Raw genomic sequence first — 19,041 nt, 5'->3', positions numbered from 1 at the left:
CACCCGGAGGCCGACGATGATCCCGAAGAACACGATCTGCCTGTGGTACGACGGCGCGGCGCTCGAAGCCGCCACCTTCTACGCCGCAACCTTCCCCGACAGCGCGGTGAAGGCCGTGCACCGCGCACCCGCGGACTATCCCTCCGGCAAGGCCGGCGACGTACTGACGGTGGAGTTCACGGTGCTCGGCATCCCCTGCCTTGGCCTCAACGGCGGCCCGGCGTTCCGGCACAGCGAAGCGTTCTCCTTCCAGGTCGCGACCGACGACCAGGCCGAGACCGACCGCCTGTGGGACGCGATCGTCGGCAACGGCGGCGAGGAAAGCGCGTGCGGCTGGTGCAAGGACCGATGGGGCCTGTCGTGGCAGATCACCCCGCGCGCCCTGACCGAGGCCATCGCCGACCCCGACCCGGCGGCGGCGAAGCGCGCCTTCGAAGCGATGATGGGAATGCGCCGGATCGACATCGCCACCATTGAAGCGGCGCGGCGCGGCTGAGGGAGTGAGAAGCTGGACAGGTGGATCGCGGGCAGGCGGCCCTGACCCCGCTGCCAGCCGCGCTCAGCGCTCGAACACGGTCTCGAAACCGCCCCAGATCATCCGCTTGCCGTCGAAGGGCATGTCGAAGTCCTTCATGGCCGGATCGTCCTGCATCTTTTCCCAGGCCGCGTCGGCAGTCGCGCGGTCGGGCCAGACCAGCCAGGAGAAGACGACCTGCTCGCCGTCCTCCAGCTTGACCGCGCGCTTGAAGTCGGTGGTCTTGCCGTCCTCGATGCGTTCGCCCCAGGCCTCGACCTGTTTCAGGGCGCCATATTTCTGGAACAGCGGCCAGGCCTCCTCGGCGGACTTGATGTAGCGGTCCTTGTTGGCGGTCGGGACGGGGGTCAGGAAGCCGGTCACGTAGGTCATGGGTGTGCTCCAGTGATGGGGGAGTGCGCAGGGCCTTCCGGTCCCCACGCTTCCACTGACGGATGACGCGGTCCGGCTTCGACACCGGCCGCACTCGGGATCCGTCCTCCCTCGCGCAGCCTGGTCAGCCGGTCGAACCCGCGCGACCTGCCTGCGGGTCCTGTTGCGCGGCCCGTCGGAACAGCAGGGCCGACGCCAGCCAGGGCAGCGCGAAGCACGCGGTGAGCACAGTCTCGCGGACCAGCATCGGCCCGGGTGGCGCGTACGCGTCCGCCGCGAGTCCCACTGCGAGCCCGACCGCGGCCGCCGCCAGCTGGGCCGCGGCCGCCGCGACCATGGCCCAGGCCATGCCACGGGCCCGGAAGCGGGCCAGCAGCGCACCCAGCGCGGCCACCAGCAGCACGCCGCCGAACATCAGGTTCAAGCGGTTGTCTTCGCTGCCGAACATGCCCACGGCCAGGTTGACCCAGACCGTCAGGAAGCCGGTCGCCACCGCCAGTCCGAAGCCTGCGCGCCAGGACGTGCGGTCGCTGAGCCTCGTGGCCAGCTCGTACAGGCCACAGGCGATGGCGAGCATCGCACCCATCACGATGAAGTCGCCGGCGCCCCAGTCCACGCCGGTGTCGAAGCGCATGGCGACGGCGGGAAGCAGCAGCAGGCAGGCGGCGCCGCCCCAGAGCCACGGACGCAGGCGATTGCGGGGCCGGCGCGGCCGGGTGCTTGCACGGACCGTGGACATGAGCGCCTCCGCTTGGGGGGTTAAGAAGTCTGACATCGGATCGGGGAAATCCCGGACAACCCGATCCGCCAGCCACTTGTACCATCCAGCACCAGGGATGTTCTATGCAACCAGGAGGCCCGCGATGAATGCGAGCCACTCCAAGAGCGCCTTCCTGTACAGGCAGGTTCGCCGGGCACTGCAGTCCGGAGACTACGCGCCCGGACAGCGGCTCGATCCCACCACGCTCGCGGGCGAGTTCCGCACCAGCCCGACGCCGGTCCGTTTCGCACTCTATCGCCTGGTCGGCGAAGGACTGGTCACGGACCACGCCCGCGCCGGGATGCACGTGCCCCTGCCGACCGAGATCGTCCTGCGCGACCGGTACGACTGGATGCAGCGTCTGCTCCTGCTGGCATGCGACATCGGCTTCGACGAAACGGAATTCCCCGGCGCGCGGCCGCAGCGCGCCGCTGCCGAAGGCAACGGCGATCAGACCAGGCTGACCTGGCAGCTGTTCGATGCGATCGCCCGCGCCACGGACCACCGCTCCCTGCACCGTGCGGTGCAGCAGACCAACGACCGCCTCGCGCCGGTGCGACGGGCCAAGCAGGGCCTGATCGACGGCGCTCCCGACGAGCTCGCCGTTCTGCAGCGGCACTGGCAGCGGCGCGACATCCCCGCGCTGAGGTCCGGGGTGGTCGCGTACCACGAGCGGCGCAAGCGCCTGGTCCCGGGGATCGTGGCGATGCTGATCGACCGGCTGCACTGAACGCCGCCGCGGATAATCATCCGGTTACAACGCAATAATCATTTGATAATCAAAAACCCAGGCTCCTACGCTGCCTGCGTCATGGATCCCCATGACGTATCCCAAGGAGACCGAGATGAACGCGAACGAAGACATCCGCAGCAGCGGCCCGGAAGATATCGTCGAGCTGGGCGTGGCCAGCGTCGAGACCAAGGGCGGCGTTTTCGAAACCGGTGAACACATGGGCCTGAACATCGGCGTCGGAATTTCCGAAGAGTGAACGCCGGAGGCGCGCCGCATCGCGGCGCGCCTTCTTCATGGAGCAAAGGCCATGTCCTATCGTCTGCGTGAAGGCCTGTCGTACTGCGAGGTGGATGGCGGCCTCGTCTTTCTTGATCTGGAAGCAGACCGCTACTTTCGATTGGCGGATCGGTTCAGCCGAGCGCTTGCGGCCGCACTGGGCGGCGAGCGGCAATCGGGCACGGATGTCGAAGCGCTGGTCGCGAAAAGGATCCTTGTTCAATCGCCCGCGGCATTCCCCTACCCCCCGGATGCTCCGATCACGGTACCGACGCGCAGTGCCCTCGAGCAACGGAACAGTACCCCCGGGCTCCATGTCCTCACGGTTCTTGAGGCCACCGCCCTCGTCTTCTCGACGCAGATGCAGCTGCGGAATCGCAGACTTGCCCGCATCCTGGGCTCGCTGGTCGCCTATCGGGACCGCATGACAGCAGGACGGCTGTCGACTGTTGCAACCCCGACCGCGCAACTGCTGGCGACGACTGCCCGGTTCCGCCAATCACGCGCTTATGTACCCATCGAACCCTGCTGCCTTCTGGACTCGATCGCCATGGTGAGGTTCCTCGCGCGACGTCGGATCCCGGCGGCGATCACCTTCGGCGTGACGCTGGACCCGTTCGCAGCCCACTGCTGGGTGCAGAGCGGTGACTGGGTGCTCAATGACACCGTGGGCAATGTCGTCGCCCATACGCCGATCCGGAGGGTCTGATGGGCTACCACTACATTGCGCTGGTCGGGAGTGATACTTCCGGAAGCCCGCCCTGGCCGGATGAAGAGCAGGTCCGCTCCCTGCGCGGCCAAGGAATGCAGTCTGTGTTCTCGGCCGGCCCGGCTGTCCTCTTCGCCTCACCGGAGACGCCTGTGCTGCCGGTCCCTGGCGGAGTGGTGATCGGCCACCTGTTCGCGCGGGACGGCTCGCCGGCCAAGCCGGATGGATTGCCGGGGTTGGCCAGCCAGGAACGATTCGCCACGCATCTTCTGACCGAGTACTGGGGCGAGTACCTCCTGCTACAAGTCGCGACGGGTCTTGCGACGGGGCTTCGCATCCTTCGCGAACCCTCCGGCGGTGTTCCCTGCCTGTACTCCTTCGAGAAAGCCGTCGGCTTCGTCACGTCGGACATCTCCCTGGCCACCGGGCTCGGTCTCGCACGCCGGCGGGTCGATTGGAGCTTCATCGCGCAGGCAGTGGCCTATCCGCACTTGCAGACCGCGCGCACCGGTCTGTCGGGCCTGCAGGAGCTGCTGCCCGGCTGCTCGCTGACGTGGAGCAGCGGCCGCGCTGAGGTCCGGGACGCCTGGTTGCCCTGGGCATTCGTACGCGAGCCGCACCGGCACCACGATCCGCGCGAGGCGGCTGCCGAGATCCGGACCACGATCGCTTCCGTTGTCAGGGCCTGGGCGGAAACGGACAGGAACATCATGGTGGAGCTCTCCGGTGGCCTGGACTCCTCGATCGTCGCCATGAGCCTGAGGGGCACCAGCGCCGAAGTGACCTGCTGCACGATGGTGACGCCGGTGCCCGGCGCCGACGAACGTCCGTACGCGCGAGAGGTTGCAGATGCGCTCGGCGTCGAACTGCACGTCGAGACCCTCGGCTTCGGGAACGCTCGCTTCGACTTCACTCCCCCCGTGCTGACCGCCAGGCCCCGGATGTCCGTGCTGCAATTCGTCGCCCATGAGGCTGTTCACGTCGCCGCGTGCAAACACGGCTCCACCAGCTTCTTCTCGGGTGGTGGAGGCGACACCGTCTTCTCCTATCTGCAAGGTCCGGTGCCAGCGGCGGATGCCTTCCGCGAACGGGGAGTGCGAGCAGCGGTCACCGCAATCCAGCACCTGTCCATGCTGCATCAGTGCACCTACTGGAAGGCAGGATGGCTGACGCTCAGGAAGCTGCTTCGGGGATCGAAGATCCCCTGCAAGGCCGACACTTCGCTTCTGGCTCCGTCTTTCGCGGTCCCGGACGTACACCATCCGTGGTTCGCCGTTCCTCCGGAAGAAATCCTGCCCGGCGATCAGGAACGGATCGCCGACCTGGCAGGTACGCAGGTGTTTCGCGAAAGCGCCCCGCGCGGATCCACGCACTGGCTCCGATTGCCCCTGCTATCACAACCGGTGGTGGAGGCCTGCCTCAAGGCACCGACGTGGATGTGGATCGCCGGCGGCGAGAACCGCGCACTCGCCCGCTCGGCGTTCGCGGACCTGCTGCCCCGCAATGTCCTCGAACGCCGCAGCAAAGGCACCTTCATGAACTACTACGGCGCCATCTACCAGCGCAACAAACGACAGATGCGGGACTACCTGCTGACCGGGCATCTGCGGGAACGCGGATTGCTGCAGCCGATCGCCCTGGAAACGTTCGTGGACACCTCGCTGCCGCCCCGCGACACGTCTTTCATGCGGGTGTTCGACCTGTGCATGATCGAGAACTGGATCCGCCACCAGGGCTAGGGGCCGCCCAGCCCCTCCACCTTCGCGCGCTCGTCGCCCGCCGTCCTCATCGCATGCCAACGTGCATATTGCTCCGCCTTTGCCGGGTGGGAATCCTCATCGCCTCGCAGCCAGAAGCGGAACCAGTCAAGGTTCCGCTCGTAGACGGCGAGCTTGTGCCTGGGCTGGAACTTCTGATGGGGCTCATTGGGGAAGACATAGAGTTCGGCCTGTGACCTCCGGACCAGAGGCAGTGACAGGCCGAGCGAGAAGAGATACTCCTGCTCCGCCAGCTGGAAGAGCATCGGCGCACGGATCCGATCGAGATGGTATATCGGCGAAAGGGTGCGCCAGCGATCGGGCGTCTCTTCCGGGGTGCCGAGTCCCCACAGGCTTCTCAGCGACCCGAAGAAGGCATCGTCGCGCAGCGTGCTGAAGAGAACGTAGTTGGGCTCGATCGACGTGGAAGCGACCGACGCTGCGGCGAGCAGGTCGGACCGCATGAGCGTCTGGTACGTGACTTCGCTGCCGAAGCTGAAGCCGCCCATGCCGACCTTCGAACGATCGACCTTCCCCTCCGAAGCCAGCAGATCGACCGCAGCACGGACCGCGGAGACACCGCGACCGTATCGCTCGACCGGATCGAGGATGTAGCCCGGAGGATCGGTGATGCACAGCGCGGAAATGCCGTTCGCGGCCAGGGATGCCAGGGGCCACTCATCACCGGTGCCGCCCCGCAGGAAGCCGGTGCAGCTGTAGTAGGTCACGAACAAGGGCGCCGGTCCACCCACGCCCTGTGCCTCGAAGAGCTGTCCCGTGAACGCGTTGCCTTCCGCATCCGTCCAGCGGAGCAAGCGTGCCGGCGCGGCGGAGGCCATGTCCGAGGCCAGCGACTCATTCGGCTCGAACAGGACCTGGCGGGCCCCGGTGGCGAGATCCACGCGCTCCAGTCGCGGCGGCCGGTCCGCTTCCGCGGCCACGCAGGCCAGCGCCACTGCCGACACGCCGCAGGCGCTGAAGCGGTCCCTGCCACCGCTAAGCAAGCCACCCGCCGCCACCACGGGATGCGCCTCGCCGGTCCGCACATTCCAGCGGAAAATCGACTGCGCGAAGCCTGCCTCCGGATCGGTCACCGTGAAGAGCACCTCGTCACTGCCCGGCCGCCACTGGATCCCGCTGACCGCCCTGCCCGTGCACAGCGCCGAACCGCAGATCACGGGCTGCGTGCTGGTCCTGTCCGACAGCACCGCAAGCTGTACATGGGGTGGCTCGCGCATGCCCTCTGCCTCGCCGACGCGCGTCAGCAGGGCGATACGGCTTCCCTCGGGTTCGACGGCCAGCTTCCAGGGCCGTGGCAGCACGCCGGCGAGGCCGGACGGCTCCAGCGGCGGCGCTGGCCGGGCGGACGCGGTGAGATCCTTCGCCTCGCCTCCCGGCAGGTCGATGATCTTCCATTGGTCCGGCAAGTCGGCCAGAAGCGGCGCGAGCCCGAACCACATTCCCTCGTAGCGCTGTGTCGCGCGTCGCCCCTGGATGTCGAGTGATCGGAACAGGTTGTGGCCGACGGGCACTTTCCTGTCGATGCGTATGCCGCGGTCGTACTCGTCCTGCTCCGCGGCCACGACCTGCGCGCGCGTGGCACCCACGCGATAGATCATGCTTCGTCCGTCCCGGCTCAAGGAGAAGCCGCGGACGTCGGCGGCGTCGCGCGTGACCGGTTCGGCCCCCCAGCCATCCGCGGCGGCCCGCCAGACGTCGATCTTCCCGTCCATCACCGCGATGTAGTGGATCCATCGCCCGTCGGGCGACCAGACCACGGACGTTGCCAGCGGTCCGCCGGCCGCGTCGCGCAGCGGAATGCCCCCATCCGCCACGCGGCGCGGCGGCGCGTTGCCGTCCATGTCCTGCACATACCAGACCGTGTCCCAGGCATTGCGCTCGATCGAGGCCTGCTCGGTGCGGAACGCGACACGCTTTCCATCCGGTGACACCACCGGCGGGCCGAAATCGACCACTTCCAGAAGTCGGCGCGGCGGGACCTCCACGGCCCGGGACGCGTTGCCGAGGACCGGCATCACGGCGATTCCAAGGACTGCGGCCGCCTGCAGAATCCGCTTGACTGGAGCCCGCCTGACGCCGTCACTGCCCTTGCATGCGCCTGTACGTCCGCCCAGGCGATGGGAAACTTCCATCTGCCCCACCTCAGAAGTGCCTGGAGACAGAAAGGCTCAGGAACCGGCCGATCGCGGAATAATTGGTCGAGTCGAAGGGCGCCGAATAGATCGCGGTGCCCGTCGTGGTGTACAGGGGAGGCGCCCGATCAAGAAGGTTCTGCGCCGAAAGCGCGAGCACCACTCCCGACCAGGCGCCAACACTCCGGTCGCTGGCATAGCGGAGCGTGGCGTCGAGCGTGGTGAACGATGCACTCTTCTTCCCGTCGACGGGATTGGTCACGCCGCCGATGTGATTCGCGAAGGCCGAGCTCGTGAGATTGCCCCGTTCCCAGACCATTCCGAGGCGGCCGCTCAGCTTCGCCGGATGGAACAGGGTTCCCGACAGGTCCAGGAACTCATGCGCGGTCGTGGCCTGCTGCACGCTGTCGATCCAGGCGACCGAGCCACGAGCCGTGAGTCTGCCCGAATCCAGTTCGAATCGTTGCGACGCCGAAAGGTCGACGCCCTTGATCTTCTGCCGTGCAACGTTCACGTACTCGCCGTGGATGACGGCGACCACGTTGTCCGGATCGTAAGAGCGGCCCGTGGCGTTGAAGAACCGCGTGGTAGAGATGATCCTCTCGAGTTCCGCCGCCGAGGGCTGGCGGTCCACCAGCCGGGCCGCGGTCGGATCGTTCAGCACCTGCGAATAGTTGATGATCGGCTGCACCACGCGATCGACGTAGTCGACGTGGAATGCGGCGAGCTCCATCTCCAGGCCGGGCACCGATTCCGGATGGAAGCCGAAGGAGGCTGTCCAGGTCTCGGCCCGCTCGGGCTTCAGGTCGGGATTGCCACCGCCGATCCGGATCACCATGTCGTCGCCGGAGTCCGCCGGTCCACCGAAGGCCCTCGGGAAGGCCAGCTGCGAAACCTGGCCCTGGTGGACCTGGAGCAGGGTCGGCGCCTTGAACGACCGGCCCCAGGACGCCTTCGCCGTGAAGCTCCCGACGGGGCTGAAGATCATTCCCACCTTGGGTGTGGTCACGCCACCGAAGCGACTGTAGTCCTCGCGGCGCAGCGCCGCGGTCAGCGACAGGCGCCGCGTCCCGGACGCAGCGGAGTCCGCGCCGATGAGCGGCACGTCCACCTCGGCGTACGCGAACCTGGCGCTTTCGTCGCCCTGGACGGACAGCAGAGGGTTCGTGCCGTTGCGCCGCCAGAACTCGTTACGCCTGTAGCCCGCGCCCAGCGCAAGCCGCACATCGCCGGCAGCCAGCGGAATCAGCGGGCCTTCGCCTCCGAGCTCCCAGGTGCGGCTTTCATTGCAGAAGCACTCGTCGGCCACAAGGACCGACCCGCCGGTGGCGGGTACCGTTCTGGTCTGATACTCGTCGTGGTCGCTCTTCGCCCAGGTCCCGCCCAATGAAAGCGTCCAGTCCTGCGGCAGGAGAAACTCCACGCCCGGTGAAACCAGTGAGGTCGTCGTCTCCGGCGCCAGGCGATTGATGCCCATGAAGTCGAAGAAGTAGAGCTGGTCGCGCCGGCTCCCAAGCGCATCCACCCGCAGCTCCACGGCCTCACCCAGCCGCTGGTAGCCACTGAACAGCCCGCTGCGCAGGTCGCTGCCGGGATAGATCGTGGTCGGCGGGCCGAGGTGGTCGCTGTAGTGGCGCTTCGAGGCGTGGATGGGATCGACCGAGACGTCCTTGTAGCTGGCGATCAGCCCGCCGCTGTTCCAGTACGTGCCGGCGGTCGCGGAGTATTCGCGGGTGGCAAGCCCGCCGTCGGTCGCGGCACCGTAGCGCGCGCCCAGCGCGACGCCGTCGAAGTCGCGCTTGAGGATCACGTTGCCCACGCCGCCCACCGCGTCCGAACCGTAGATGGCGGAAGCGCCGTCGGCCGCGATCTCGACCCGGTCCACGGCCTCCACCGGGATGGCGCCGATGTCGACGGCCTGGACGAAGCCGCTGTAGGCCATGCGCCGACCGTTGAGCAGGGTCAGCGTCGCGTCCGGTCCCAGGCCGCGGAGGTTCAGCGACGATCCACCGGTCACGTTCGCGTTCGCGAAACCGGCTCCGGAGAGTCCGCCGCTGCTGACTCCCGGATTCTGTCCGCCGTTGAAGTTCTGCGGCACGCTGCGGATCACCTCGCCCAGGTCGGCGAGGCCCTCCTCCCGGATCCGCTCCGAGCCGATCGTGATCACCGGCGATGGCGCCTCGCCGCCGCGGATGCGGGTCCCGGTGACGGTGATGGAGGCCAGCTCCGTCGCTTCCGGGGCCTCCTCCGGATCGTCGACGACGGCTTCGTCGACCGGCGGCGCTTCCGCGGGCGCGGGCGCCTGGGCCAGCGCCGCGCCGGAGGCTCCGGCGATGACGGCGAGCAGAGCGATGGAAAGTGCGGTGCGGCGGTTCCTGGTCTTCATGCGGCCTCCCGTGGCTGACGTTCGCTCGCCGTCGCGCCCGATCACCCGATCGTTGCGCTCGCGGCAAGGCTTCCCCTTTGCCGCCGGGGATCCCCCCGGGCGGCGTCGCTGAGTGATGATTCGTGTCCTGCTGCCGCCCCATCCGGCCCGGACCCTGCCCCCGGGGTCCGCGCAAGCGGCGCATGGCTACGTTTCCCGTAGCCGACCTCAAAGCTACGTTTGACGTAGCGAGAGGGTCAAGATTCCCGCAATGACCGCGCAATTCGCGCACACACTACGTACGTCGTAGTATCGAAACCGCGCACCGTTTCCGAAGCTTCCCCGCAAGGGATGCCCGGAACGTGAGCACGCGTGGCTGACAAGAAGAAATCGATCCCCGTTTTCAGCAGGAGGCTGCGCGAAGCGCGGGAGGCCTACGGCATCTCGCAGCGCAGCCTCGGCATCGAGGCCGGCCTGGATGATTTCGTCGCCAGCACCCGCATCAACCGCTACGAGACCGGCGTCCACCAGCCCGACCTGCAGACCCTGACGCGCCTGGCCAAGGTGCTCGGCCTGCCCGTGGCCTACTTCTACGCCGAGGACGACGAGCTGGCGCAGCTGATCGCGGACTACGCGAAGAAGGGCAAGCGCAAGCGTTGACCTGCCTGCGCCGCGCCGCCGCTTCCGACGGAACGCGCGCCCTGACCGCCTGTCGATAATCAAGCATTAATCATTTGATAATCAGGAATCCTCCTTCCTACGCTGCCTGTGTCATGGGACGTCCATGACGCCAGACCAAAGGAGACAGAAATGCAAACGGTCAACGACAACATGCGTATCGACAACCGCGACGACCAGGTCGTCATCCTTGGCGCCGTCAGCGTCGAAACCAAGGGCCTCGCCGGCGACGGTGAACCCTACGGCGCGATCGTCCTGCCAGGCATCGCCGAGGACTGAGCGGGATGGGGGGCGCGCCGACAGGCGCGCCCCTTTCCGTTGACCTGTCAGAATTGCCTGGACACCGACAGGCTCAGGTAGCGCCCGACAGGGGAATAGTTGGTGGAATCGTAAGGCGGCGCATAGTCCCGCAGGGGCGTGAACAGCGGCGGCGCCCGGTTGAACAGGTTCTGCGCCGTGAGCTCGAACTGCATCCCGGCCCCTGCCTCGTTCCGCCGTCCGATGGCGTAGCGAAGCGTCATGTCCAGCGTCGTGAACGAGCCACCCTTCCTGTCCGCGGCCGTGTCGGTCACGCCGTCGCTGTAGTTGGCGAAGGTCGATGCGGTGAATCCGCCCAGATCCCAGACCGCCCCGGCCCGGGCGCGCAGCTTCGGAGGATTGAACAGGGTGCCCGCCAGGTCGCGGTGGCTTTCCCCTGCCCTCATCTGCTCTGTACTTTCCATCCAGCTGGCAGCACCGCGCAGGGTCAGCTCACCGGCACCAGCGGTGAAGCGCCAGGACCCGGACAGGTCCACGCCCCTGGCGGTCTGGCGGCTTGCGTTGAGATTGCGTCCGTCGATCAGGGCCACCACCTTGGCCGGGTCGTACGGCAGGCCGGTGCGGTTGTAGAAGCCATCGGCGAGTTCGATGGCGCGCTGCTGCATTTCGGCCGACGGCGCATCGGTGATGAACTGTCGATAGACCGGGTCGCGGAGCGCCTGCGACGCGACGGTGATCGGCTGCTTGACCCGGTTGGTGAAGTCGATATGGAACCAGCTCAGCTCCGCCTCGAATCCGGGAAGGGCGCGCGGGTGGAACGCCATCGACGCGCTCCAGGTACGGGCACGCTCGGCTTCGAGGTCCGGGTTGCCGCCACCGAAGTACATCGCGGAGGCGTCGGCGGGAAACCCGGTGCCACCGAAATACGGAGGAGCTTCGAGCTGCACGAAGGACATGTAGTTCCGTTCGAACAGCGTCGGGGCCTTGAACGAGCGCCCAGTGGACGCCCTGAAGGTGACATCCCCGGTCGGGCCGTAGATCAGTCCGAGTTTCGGCGTCGTGACGCTGCCGAACGTGTCGTAGTCCTCGCCGCGCACGGCGGCGGTCATCGCCAGGCGCTCGATTCCGGCGCGGGCGTTGGCGGTGGACACCAGGGGGACGTCCAGTTCGGCATAGGCAAAGCGGCTGCCGTCGCTGCCATGGGTGGCCGGTCGCGCGGTGATGTGGTTGAACTGGGTGAACTCGTTGTTCCTGTATCCGACGCCCACGGCGATCCGTGCCTCGCCGGCTGCCAGTGACGCCACGGGCCCCTCGGCGCTCATCTCGTAGACCCGGCTCTCGTTGCAATAGCACTCGTCCAACTGGAGGACGGAAGCTCCGTTGCCCAGGTTCTGCCGCACCTGGTACTGCCGGTGGCGGTCCCTGCCCAACGCCGCGCCGGCGGAGAGCGACCAGTCGTTGGCCAGGAAGACCTCGATGGCGGGCGCCACGAAGGACGTCGTGGTCCTGGGCGTGGCATGGGTGTTCATGCCGAGCAGGAAGAAGTCGTAGCTCTGCTCTCGCCGGGTCCTCAACGCGTCCAGCGTGAATTCCACCCTCGAACCGATCGACTGGTGGAGACTCAGCAGCGCGCTGCCCAGCTCGCTTCCGGGGTAGATGCTGGTCGGCGGGACCAGGCGCGCGGTGTAGTCGCGGTCGGCGGCGCGGATGGGATCGACGGACGCGCTCTTGTATGTGGCGATCAGGCCGCCGCTGCCCCAGGTCGTGCCCGCGGTGGCGGTGTATTCCCGCGTTCCCAGCCCTCCTTCAGTGGCTGCGCCGTAGCGCGCCCCCAGAGTCACGCCCTCGTATTCGCGCTTCAGCACGACGTTGCCGACGCCGGCCACCGCATCCGATCCGTAGATGGCGGAGGCCCCGTCGGCCACGATCTCGACCCGGGATACGGCTTCGACCGGGATCGCGCTGATGTCTACGGCCTGGACCGCGGTGCCGTAGGCCATCCGGCGGCCGTTGAGCAGGGTCAGGGTGGCGTCGGGGCCGAGCCCCCGCAGATTCAGGCTCGAGCCGCCAGTAATGTTCTGGTTCGCGAGACCGGCTCCGGCGAGGTTGCCGCTGGTCACCCCCGGGTTCTGCCCTCCCGTGAAGTTCTGCGGAATGCTGCGGACCACCTCGCCGAGATCGTGGAAGCCCTCCTCCCGGATCCGCTCCGCGTCGAGCACCACCACCGGCGACGGCACGGTGCCGCCTTTCACGCGGGTGCCGGTGACCTGCACCGTCTCGAGCTCGACCGGCGGCGCGCCGGCGTCGACGTCGGTCTCGGCCGGCGGATCTTCGGCGACCTCGCGGTCCACCGCTGCGGTCTGCGCCGCGGCGCCGTGCACCGGCAGCAGCGATGCGAGCGCGGCGGCAAGCATGCTGCGCACCAGCGGCGGTCCGGGACGGCGGCGTCGCCGCGGTCGCCTCCGCCGTCCCGCGGGCTCTTCCATGATCTCTCCGCGGGCCGACGGGCCCACGACGAGTTCCCGTTCATTCGACATGCGATCTCTCCGGTTGTCGGCGGCGGTTCCGCGCCGGCCTGCGGCGGGGCATTCGCTCGCGAACCCGGGATCCGCGCAGGCGAAGGCCGGCGGGCCGCCTGTGACCGGATCGTCAGTTCACGAAGGCACCGGTGACGCCACCGGTATCCGAAGTCCCCTTGCCGTTCGCACCCGTCCCGCTGCGGGGCATGTCGGGAGAACGGCATCATCGCTACGTTCGCCGTAGCTTCGGACACGCTACGTTTGCCGTAGCAATGCGGTCAAGCGTTCGACGCCGAGCACGCAACTCAGGCACACGACTACGTACGTCGTAGTATCGAAACCGCGCACCGTTTCCGAAGCTTCCTTGCAAGGGATGCCCGGACGTGAGCGCGCGTGGCCGACAAGAAGAAATCGATCCCCGTTTTCAGCAGGAGGCTGCGCGAGGCGCGGGAGGCCTACGGCATCTCGCAGCGCAGTCTCGGCATCGAGGCCGGCCTGGATGATTTCGTCGCCAGCACCCGCATCAACCGCTACGAGACCGGCGTCCACCAGCCCGACCTGCAGACCCTGGCGCGCCTGGCCAAGGTGCTCGGCCTGCCCGTGGCCTACTTCTACGCCGAGGACGACGAGCTGGCGCAGCTGATCGCGGACTACGCGAAGAAGGGCAAGCGCAAGCGCTGAAGCGCCTGTGCGGTGCCAGCACCGGAATCACGGACTTTCCTGCGGGACGGAACCGGCACGCTCTGCCAGCGCCGCCCTCATGCCGCGCCAGTGCGCGTACTGCTCCGCCTTGGCCGGGTGGCTGTCCTCCTCGCCCAGCAGCCAGAACCGGAACCAGTCGAGGTTCCGCTCGTAGGCGGCGAGCTTGTGCCTGGGCTGGAATTTCTGGTGCGCCTCGTGGGGAAACACATAGAGATCACCCTGCGAGCGGCGGACCAGCGGCAGGGTCACGCCCAGTGAACCCAGGTACTCCTGCTCCGGCATCTGGAAAAGCATCGGTGTCCGGATCCGATCGACGTGGTGGATCGGTGAGATGTCCCGCCAGCGCTCCGGCGTCTCGTCGGGCGCCCCCAGCCCCCAGAGTGCTCGCAGGTTCTCGAAGAATGCATCGTCCCGCAACGCGTTGAAGAGGTGGTAATTGGGCTCGATCGAGGGCGAAGTGATCGACGCAGCGGCGAGGAGATCCGAACGCATGGCGGTCCAGAACGTCACTTCGCTGCCGAAACTCAGGCCGCCCATGCCGACCTTCGAGCGATCGATCTTTCTTTCCGCGGCCAACAGCTCGACGACCGTCCGGACCGCGGACAGTCCCCGGTCGTAGCGCTCCATCGCATCGAGCGGATAGCCGGGAGGCGCGGTGATGCACAGGGCGGAAATGCCATGGCCGGCGAGGGATGCGAGCGGCCATTCGTCTCCCACACCGCCGCGCAGGAAGCCGGAACAGCTGTAATAGGTCACGAACAACGGTGCCGGCGCTCCGTCCATTCCCTGCGCCTCGAAGAACTGCCCCGTGAACGCGTTTCCGTTCGCATCGGTCCACCGGAGCAGGCGCGCCGTCGCCCCGCGGGCCATGTCCGACGCCAGTGAGGCATTCGGATCGAACAGCACCTGCCGGGCTCCGGTCTCCAGATCGACCCGCTCCAGTCGGGGTGGCCGATCGGCGTCCGCAGCCACGCAGGCCAAGGCAGCGCCCGAGACCCCGCACGCACTGGAGCGGTCACGGCCGCCGCCAAGCAGCCCGTCCGCCTCAACCACGGGGAGCACTTCGTGCGTGCGCACGTTCCAGCGGAAGATCGACTGCGCCAGGCCTTTGGCGGGATCGGTCACCGTAAACAGGACTTCGTCGGTGCCGGGACGCCACAGGATTCCGCTGATCGCCTTGCCGGTACACCGCTCTGCCGCGCACACCATGGGCCGGCGGTCTGTCCTGTCCGCCAGCATCGCCAGCTGCACATCCGGCGCCTCCAGCAGACCGGCGGCATTGCCGACTCTCGTCAGCAGGGCGATCCGGCCACCTCCGGGCTCCTCCGCCAGCTTCCATGGCCGCCGCAGTCCATCGGCAAGGTCCACATCCAGTGAGCGGGAAGGAAGACGGGACGCCGCGAGATCCCGCGTCGCCCCGCTGCTCGGGTCGAGAACTTTCCAGCGCTGAGGTGCATCCGCCAGAAGCGGTTCGAAATCGAACCAGATGTGGTGATAGCGCTGCGTGGCCCACCGGCCTTCGAGGTTGAGCGACCGGAACAGGTTCGGGCCAATGGGCACCTGCCGCTCGATGCGGATTCCGCGGTCGTATTCGTCCTCCTCGGCGTCGATGACCTGGGCACGGGTGGCACCGGTCCGATAGATCACGCTTCGCCCATCGTCGCCCAGAAGGAACTCGCGGACATCGGCCGCTTCGCGCGTGAGGGGTTCGGCACCGGAGCCATCGGCGGCGGCGCGCCAGACATCGATCCTCCCATCCACCTGGGCGAGGTAATGGATCCATTGCCCGTCGGACGACCAGACCGCAGCCGCCGGCAGGGAACCGCCAGCGGAATCCCGCAGCGCCGCGCCGCCGTCGGCGACGCGGCGTGGTGCGCCTGGACTGTCCATCTCCTGCACGTACCACACCGTGTCGTAAGTATTGCGTTCCACCGAAGCCTGCTCCGTGCGGAACGCGACGCGACTGCCATCCGGCGAAAGCACAGGAAGACCGAAGTCGACCACCTCCAGCAGGCGCCGCGGCGGCACGTCCGCGGCCCGGGCCGGAGTGCCGAAGGCCAGGAAAGCAGACAAGACTCCCAGCAGGGCGATCGGCATCGCTCCCCGCGCCTGCGCCTCACCACAACGATGGGTATTCATGCAGAGCTCCCTGTCGTGCCTTCGACCGCCCGTCGGCAATTACTCATTAATCATTTGAAAATCAAAAATCCTGCTTCCTACGCTGCATGCGTCATGGGATCGCCATGACGCCAGAGAAGGAGAAAGACATGGAAAAGAACACCGACCGCGTGCACATCGACGATCGTGGCGGGGACGTCATCGTCCTCGGTGCCGTCAGCGTGGAGACCAAGGGCGGCGGCGGCGCCACCAATGAGCCGTACGGCAGGCTCATCGTTCCTGGAATCGTCGAAGAGTGAGTACAAGGGGGGGCGCACCGGCAGGTGCGCCCCTTTGTGCCGGGCACTCCTCAGAAGCGCCTGGAAACGGAGATGCCCAGGTACCGGCCGATTGCGGAATAGTTGGTGGAGTCGTAAGGAGGCGCATAGTCCGTCACCGGCATGAACAGCGGCGGAGAACGATTGAAGAGGTTCTGCGCCGTGAGTTCGAACTGCGTCCCCGATCTCGCATCGTCCCGCCTTCCCGTGGTGTAGCGAAGCGTCAGGTCCACAGTCGTGAAGGAGCTCCCCTTGTCGCCCGCCACCGTGTCGGTCACTCCACCGATGTGGTTGGCGAAACCGGATGCAGTGAAGCCGCCCCGGTCCCAGACGGCGCCGAGGCGCGCACGCAACTCGGGCGGATTGAACAGGGTGCCCGCCAGATCGCGGCGATCCTGCCCCGCCCTCGTCTGCTCCGTGCTCTCCATCCAGCTGGCGGCCCCGCGCAGGGTCAGCTCGCCCGCGCCCGCGACGAAGCGCCAGGATCCGGACAGGTCCAGTCCCCTGACCGTCTGGCGGTTGGCGTTGATATTGCGCGAGTCGATCAGGAGCACCACGTTGCCCGGGTCGTAAGGCAGGTCGGTGAAGTTGTAGAAGCGATCGGCGAAATCGATGAGCCTCTGCTGCTCCTCGGCCGTCGGCGAATCGGTGATGAACTGCCGATAGGCTGGATTGCGCAGCGCGTCCGCCAGATTGTCGATCGGCTGCTTGACCCGGTTGGTGAAGTCGATGTGGAACAAGGTCAGCTCCGCCTCCAGACCGGGCAGGGCACGGGGATGAAACGCGGCCGATGCGCTCCAGGTCCTCGCGCGCTCGGCTTCGAGGTCCCGATTGCCGCCTGCGAAGTACATCACCGCGGCTTCGGGAGGGTATCCGGTCCCGCCGTAGTACTCCGGTGGATCGAGCACGACCACGGTCATGAAGTTCCGTTCGTAAAGCGTCGGAGCCTTGAACGAGCGGCCCCAGGATGCCCTGAACGTGGCATCCGCGGACGGGCCGTAGATCAGCCCCAGCTTCGGCGTGGCCACGCGGCCGAAGGTGTCGTAGTCCTCGCCACGCACCGCGGCGGTCAGCGCCAGCCGCTCGACGCCCGCACGGGCGTTGGCGGCGGAGACCAGGGGAATGTCCAGTTCGGCGTAGGCGAAGCGGCTGCTCTCGCTGCCCTGAGTGCTCGGCAACGCCGTCATGTGGTTGAACTCGGTGAACTCGTTGCTCCGGTATCCCGCGCCTGCCGCGATCCTCGCCTCTCCGGCAGCCAGGGAAGCGACCGGGCCTTCGACGCCCACCTCGTAGACCCGGCTGTCGTTGCAGTAGCACACGTCCAGCGCGGGAACATGGTCCGGCGTGATCATGTTTCCGCGCGTCTGGTACTGCCGATGGCGGTCCCTGCCCCATGCCGCACCGGCGGAGAGCGACCAGGAGTCGCCCAGGAACACCTCGATGGCAGGGGCCACGAACGAGACGGTCGTCGTGGGCGCCGCATGCATGTGCAGGCCCGGGAAGGCGACGTCGTACACCTGCCGGCGTCGGGTCCTCAGCGCGTCCAGCGTGAACCCGGTCCTGGACCCGATCGACTGGTGCAGGCTCACCAGCCCGCTGCCCAGGTCGCTCCCCGGATAGAGGGTGGCCGGGGGAGTCATCCGCGGCGTGTAGTCGCGATCGTCCGCACGGATCGGATCGACGGAGGCGTCCTTGTACGTGGCGATCAGGCCGCCGCTGCCCCAGGTCGTGCCCGCCGTGGCGGTGTATTCCCGCGTTCCCAGGCCTCCTTCGGTGGCGGCGCCGTAGCGCGCCCCCAGAGTCACGCCCTCGTATTCGCGCTTGAGCACGACGTTGCCGACACCGGCCACGGCATCCGACCCATAGATGGCGGAGGCCCCGTCGGCCACGATCTCGACCCGGGACACGGCCTCGACCGGAATGGCGCTGATGTCGACGGTCTGGAAGGTCGTCGAATACGCCATCCGTCGCCCATTGAGCAGGGTCAGCGTCGCATCCGGCCCGAGGCCACGCAGGTTCAGGCTCGAGCCGCCAGTGACGTTCTGGTTGCGGGCGCCCGCGCCCGCGATGTTGAGACTGGCAGCCCCCGGGTTCTGCCCTCCCGTGAAGTTCTGCGGAATACTGCGGACCACCTCGCCGAGGTCGTGGAAGCCCTCCTCCCGGATCCGCTCCGCGTCGAGCACCACCACCGGCGACGGCACGGTGCCGCCTTTCACGCGGGTGCCGGTGACCTGCACCGTCTCGAGCTCGACCGGCGGCGCGCCCGGATCGGCGGCGTCGGCCGGCGGCTCGTCCGGGACCTCGCGTTCCACCGCTGCGGTCTGCGCCGCGGCCCCGTGCACCGGCAGCAGGGATGCGAGAGCGGCGGCAAGCATGCTGCCCACCAGCGGCGGTCCGGGACGTCGGCGGCGTCGCGGCCGCCGCCGACGTCCCGCGGGCTCTTCCGTGACCTCTTCGCGGACCGACGGGCCCACGACGAGCTCCCTTTCATTCGACATGCGATTCCTCCGGTTGTCGGCGGCGGTTCCGCGCCGGCCTGCGGCGGGGAAGCGACAGGCAATCCGAAGCCCGGACAGCCGCATGCCGGCGTGTCCGCCCGTGACTGGTCCGGTGTCCCCGAAGGCAGCGGTGGTGCCACCGGTGCCTGCTGCTCCCCTTGTCGTTTCCCGCCCGCCGCTCGCGTTCGTCCGGCAGGCCTGGGTCACGCCATGTCTACGTTTCCCGTAGCCACGCAGACACTACGTTTGGCGTAGCCGGAGGGTCAACGGTCCGGCGCCGACAGCGCAATC

The 19,041-nt window shown here is 67.7% G+C and carries 16 protein-coding genes; 9 read left to right on the top strand and 7 right to left on the bottom strand.

Annotated features, from left to right (window positions below; genetic code table 11):
- Positions 1–16: 16 nt before the first annotated feature.
- On the top strand, positions 17–496 hold the full coding sequence (locus tag FPZ22_RS12430) for a VOC family protein (protein WP_144893433.1): 480 nt from the start codon (positions 17–19) through the stop codon (positions 494–496).
- 63 nt (positions 497–559) lie between these two features.
- On the opposite strand, the gene FPZ22_RS12425 is transcribed toward FPZ22_RS12430, so the two are convergent.
- Both FPZ22_RS12425 and FPZ22_RS12420 read right to left on the bottom strand, forming a co-directional pair.
- Entirely contained in the window at positions 560–907 is a 348-nt protein-coding gene (locus tag FPZ22_RS12425; RefSeq protein WP_144893431.1) for a DUF1428 domain-containing protein, read from the bottom strand.
- 124 nt (positions 908–1,031) lie between these two features.
- Positions 1,032–1,646, bottom strand: a complete 615-nt coding sequence (locus FPZ22_RS12420; protein ID WP_210412673.1) for a hypothetical protein — start codon at positions 1,644–1,646, stop codon at positions 1,032–1,034.
- A gap of 124 nt (positions 1,647–1,770) precedes the next feature.
- Here FPZ22_RS12420 and FPZ22_RS12415 point away from each other — a divergent pair, with 124 nt between their 5' ends.
- The 4 genes from FPZ22_RS12415 to FPZ22_RS12400 all read left to right on the top strand — a co-directional run bounded on the left by FPZ22_RS12415 (position 1,771) and on the right by FPZ22_RS12400 (position 5,124).
- Complete coding sequence (locus FPZ22_RS12415) at positions 1,771–2,397, top strand: GntR family transcriptional regulator (protein WP_144893429.1); 627 nt, start codon at positions 1,771–1,773, stop codon at positions 2,395–2,397.
- Positions 2,398–2,512: 115 nt separating this feature from the next.
- The gene (locus tag FPZ22_RS12410) at positions 2,513–2,656 is read left to right on the top strand and encodes a benenodin family lasso peptide (protein WP_168199004.1); all 144 of its coding nucleotides are present in this window, start codon (positions 2,513–2,515) and stop codon (positions 2,654–2,656) included.
- Positions 2,657–2,707: 51 nt separating this feature from the next.
- Positions 2,708–3,385: a lasso peptide biosynthesis B2 protein gene (locus tag FPZ22_RS12405; protein ID WP_144893425.1), complete on the top strand. Its 678-nt coding sequence runs from the start codon at positions 2,708–2,710 to the stop codon at positions 3,383–3,385.
- A complete protein-coding gene (locus FPZ22_RS12400; RefSeq protein WP_144893423.1) occupies positions 3,385–5,124 on the top strand; it encodes an asparagine synthase-related protein in 1,740 nt (579 codons plus the stop codon). The genes FPZ22_RS12405 and FPZ22_RS12400 overlap by 1 nt, the downstream gene beginning before the upstream one ends.
- Here the strand turns inward: FPZ22_RS12400 and FPZ22_RS12395 are convergent.
- Positions 5,121–7,178, bottom strand: a complete 2,058-nt coding sequence (locus FPZ22_RS12395; protein WP_168199003.1) for an Atxe2 family lasso peptide isopeptidase — start codon at positions 7,176–7,178, stop codon at positions 5,121–5,123. The genes FPZ22_RS12400 and FPZ22_RS12395 overlap by 4 nt on opposite strands.
- 127 nt (positions 7,179–7,305) lie before the next feature.
- Positions 7,306–9,681 (bottom strand): TonB-dependent receptor plug domain-containing protein, encoded by a 2,376-nt coding sequence (locus tag FPZ22_RS12390; protein WP_144893419.1) that lies wholly within the window; start codon positions 9,679–9,681, stop codon positions 7,306–7,308.
- Positions 9,682–10,032: 351 nt separating this feature from the next.
- On the opposite strand from FPZ22_RS12390, the gene FPZ22_RS12385 reads away from it, so the two are divergent.
- Both FPZ22_RS12385 and FPZ22_RS12380 read left to right on the top strand, forming a co-directional pair.
- Complete coding sequence (locus FPZ22_RS12385) at positions 10,033–10,320, top strand: helix-turn-helix domain-containing protein (protein ID WP_144893417.1); 288 nt, start codon at positions 10,033–10,035, stop codon at positions 10,318–10,320.
- A 150-nt stretch (positions 10,321–10,470) separates the two neighbouring features.
- Positions 10,471–10,617, top strand: a complete 147-nt coding sequence (locus FPZ22_RS12380) for a benenodin family lasso peptide (RefSeq protein WP_144893415.1) — start codon at positions 10,471–10,473, stop codon at positions 10,615–10,617.
- Between the two features lie 47 nt (positions 10,618–10,664).
- Here the strand turns inward: FPZ22_RS12380 and FPZ22_RS12375 are convergent, their stop codons facing one another.
- Positions 10,665–13,010 carry a TonB-dependent receptor plug domain-containing protein gene (locus tag FPZ22_RS12375; protein WP_210412753.1) on the bottom strand — a complete coding sequence of 782 codons (2,346 nt, stop codon included), beginning with the start codon at positions 13,008–13,010 and terminating at the stop codon, positions 10,665–10,667.
- A 498-nt stretch (positions 13,011–13,508) separates the two neighbouring features.
- Between FPZ22_RS12375 and FPZ22_RS12370 the strand changes: the two genes are divergently transcribed.
- Positions 13,509–13,796 carry a helix-turn-helix domain-containing protein gene (locus FPZ22_RS12370; RefSeq protein WP_144893413.1) on the top strand — a complete coding sequence of 96 codons (288 nt, stop codon included), beginning with the start codon at positions 13,509–13,511 and terminating at the stop codon, positions 13,794–13,796.
- 27 nt (positions 13,797–13,823) lie between these two features.
- Here the strand turns inward: FPZ22_RS12370 and FPZ22_RS12365 are convergent, their stop codons facing one another.
- Complete coding sequence (locus FPZ22_RS12365; RefSeq protein ID WP_144893411.1) at positions 13,824–15,956, bottom strand: Atxe2 family lasso peptide isopeptidase; 2,133 nt, start codon at positions 15,954–15,956, stop codon at positions 13,824–13,826.
- A 128-nt stretch (positions 15,957–16,084) separates the two neighbouring features.
- On the opposite strand from FPZ22_RS12365, the gene FPZ22_RS12360 reads away from it, so the two are divergent.
- A complete protein-coding gene (locus tag FPZ22_RS12360) occupies positions 16,085–16,234 on the top strand; it encodes a benenodin family lasso peptide (RefSeq protein WP_168199002.1) in 150 nt (49 codons plus the stop codon).
- A gap of 50 nt (positions 16,235–16,284) precedes the next feature.
- Here the strand turns inward: FPZ22_RS12360 and FPZ22_RS12355 are convergent, their stop codons facing one another.
- On the bottom strand, positions 16,285–18,627 hold the full coding sequence (locus FPZ22_RS12355; protein ID WP_144893407.1) for a TonB-dependent receptor plug domain-containing protein: 2,343 nt from the start codon (positions 18,625–18,627) through the stop codon (positions 16,285–16,287).
- Between the last annotated feature and the right edge of the window lie 414 nt (positions 18,628–19,041).

Source organism: Luteimonas granuli (genome assembly GCF_007795095.1).
GTDB lineage: Bacteria > Pseudomonadota > Gammaproteobacteria > Xanthomonadales > Xanthomonadaceae > Luteimonas > Luteimonas granuli.
The sequence above is the reverse complement of the archived record's forward strand: the minus strand, read 5'-3'. Positions and strand labels throughout refer to the sequence as shown.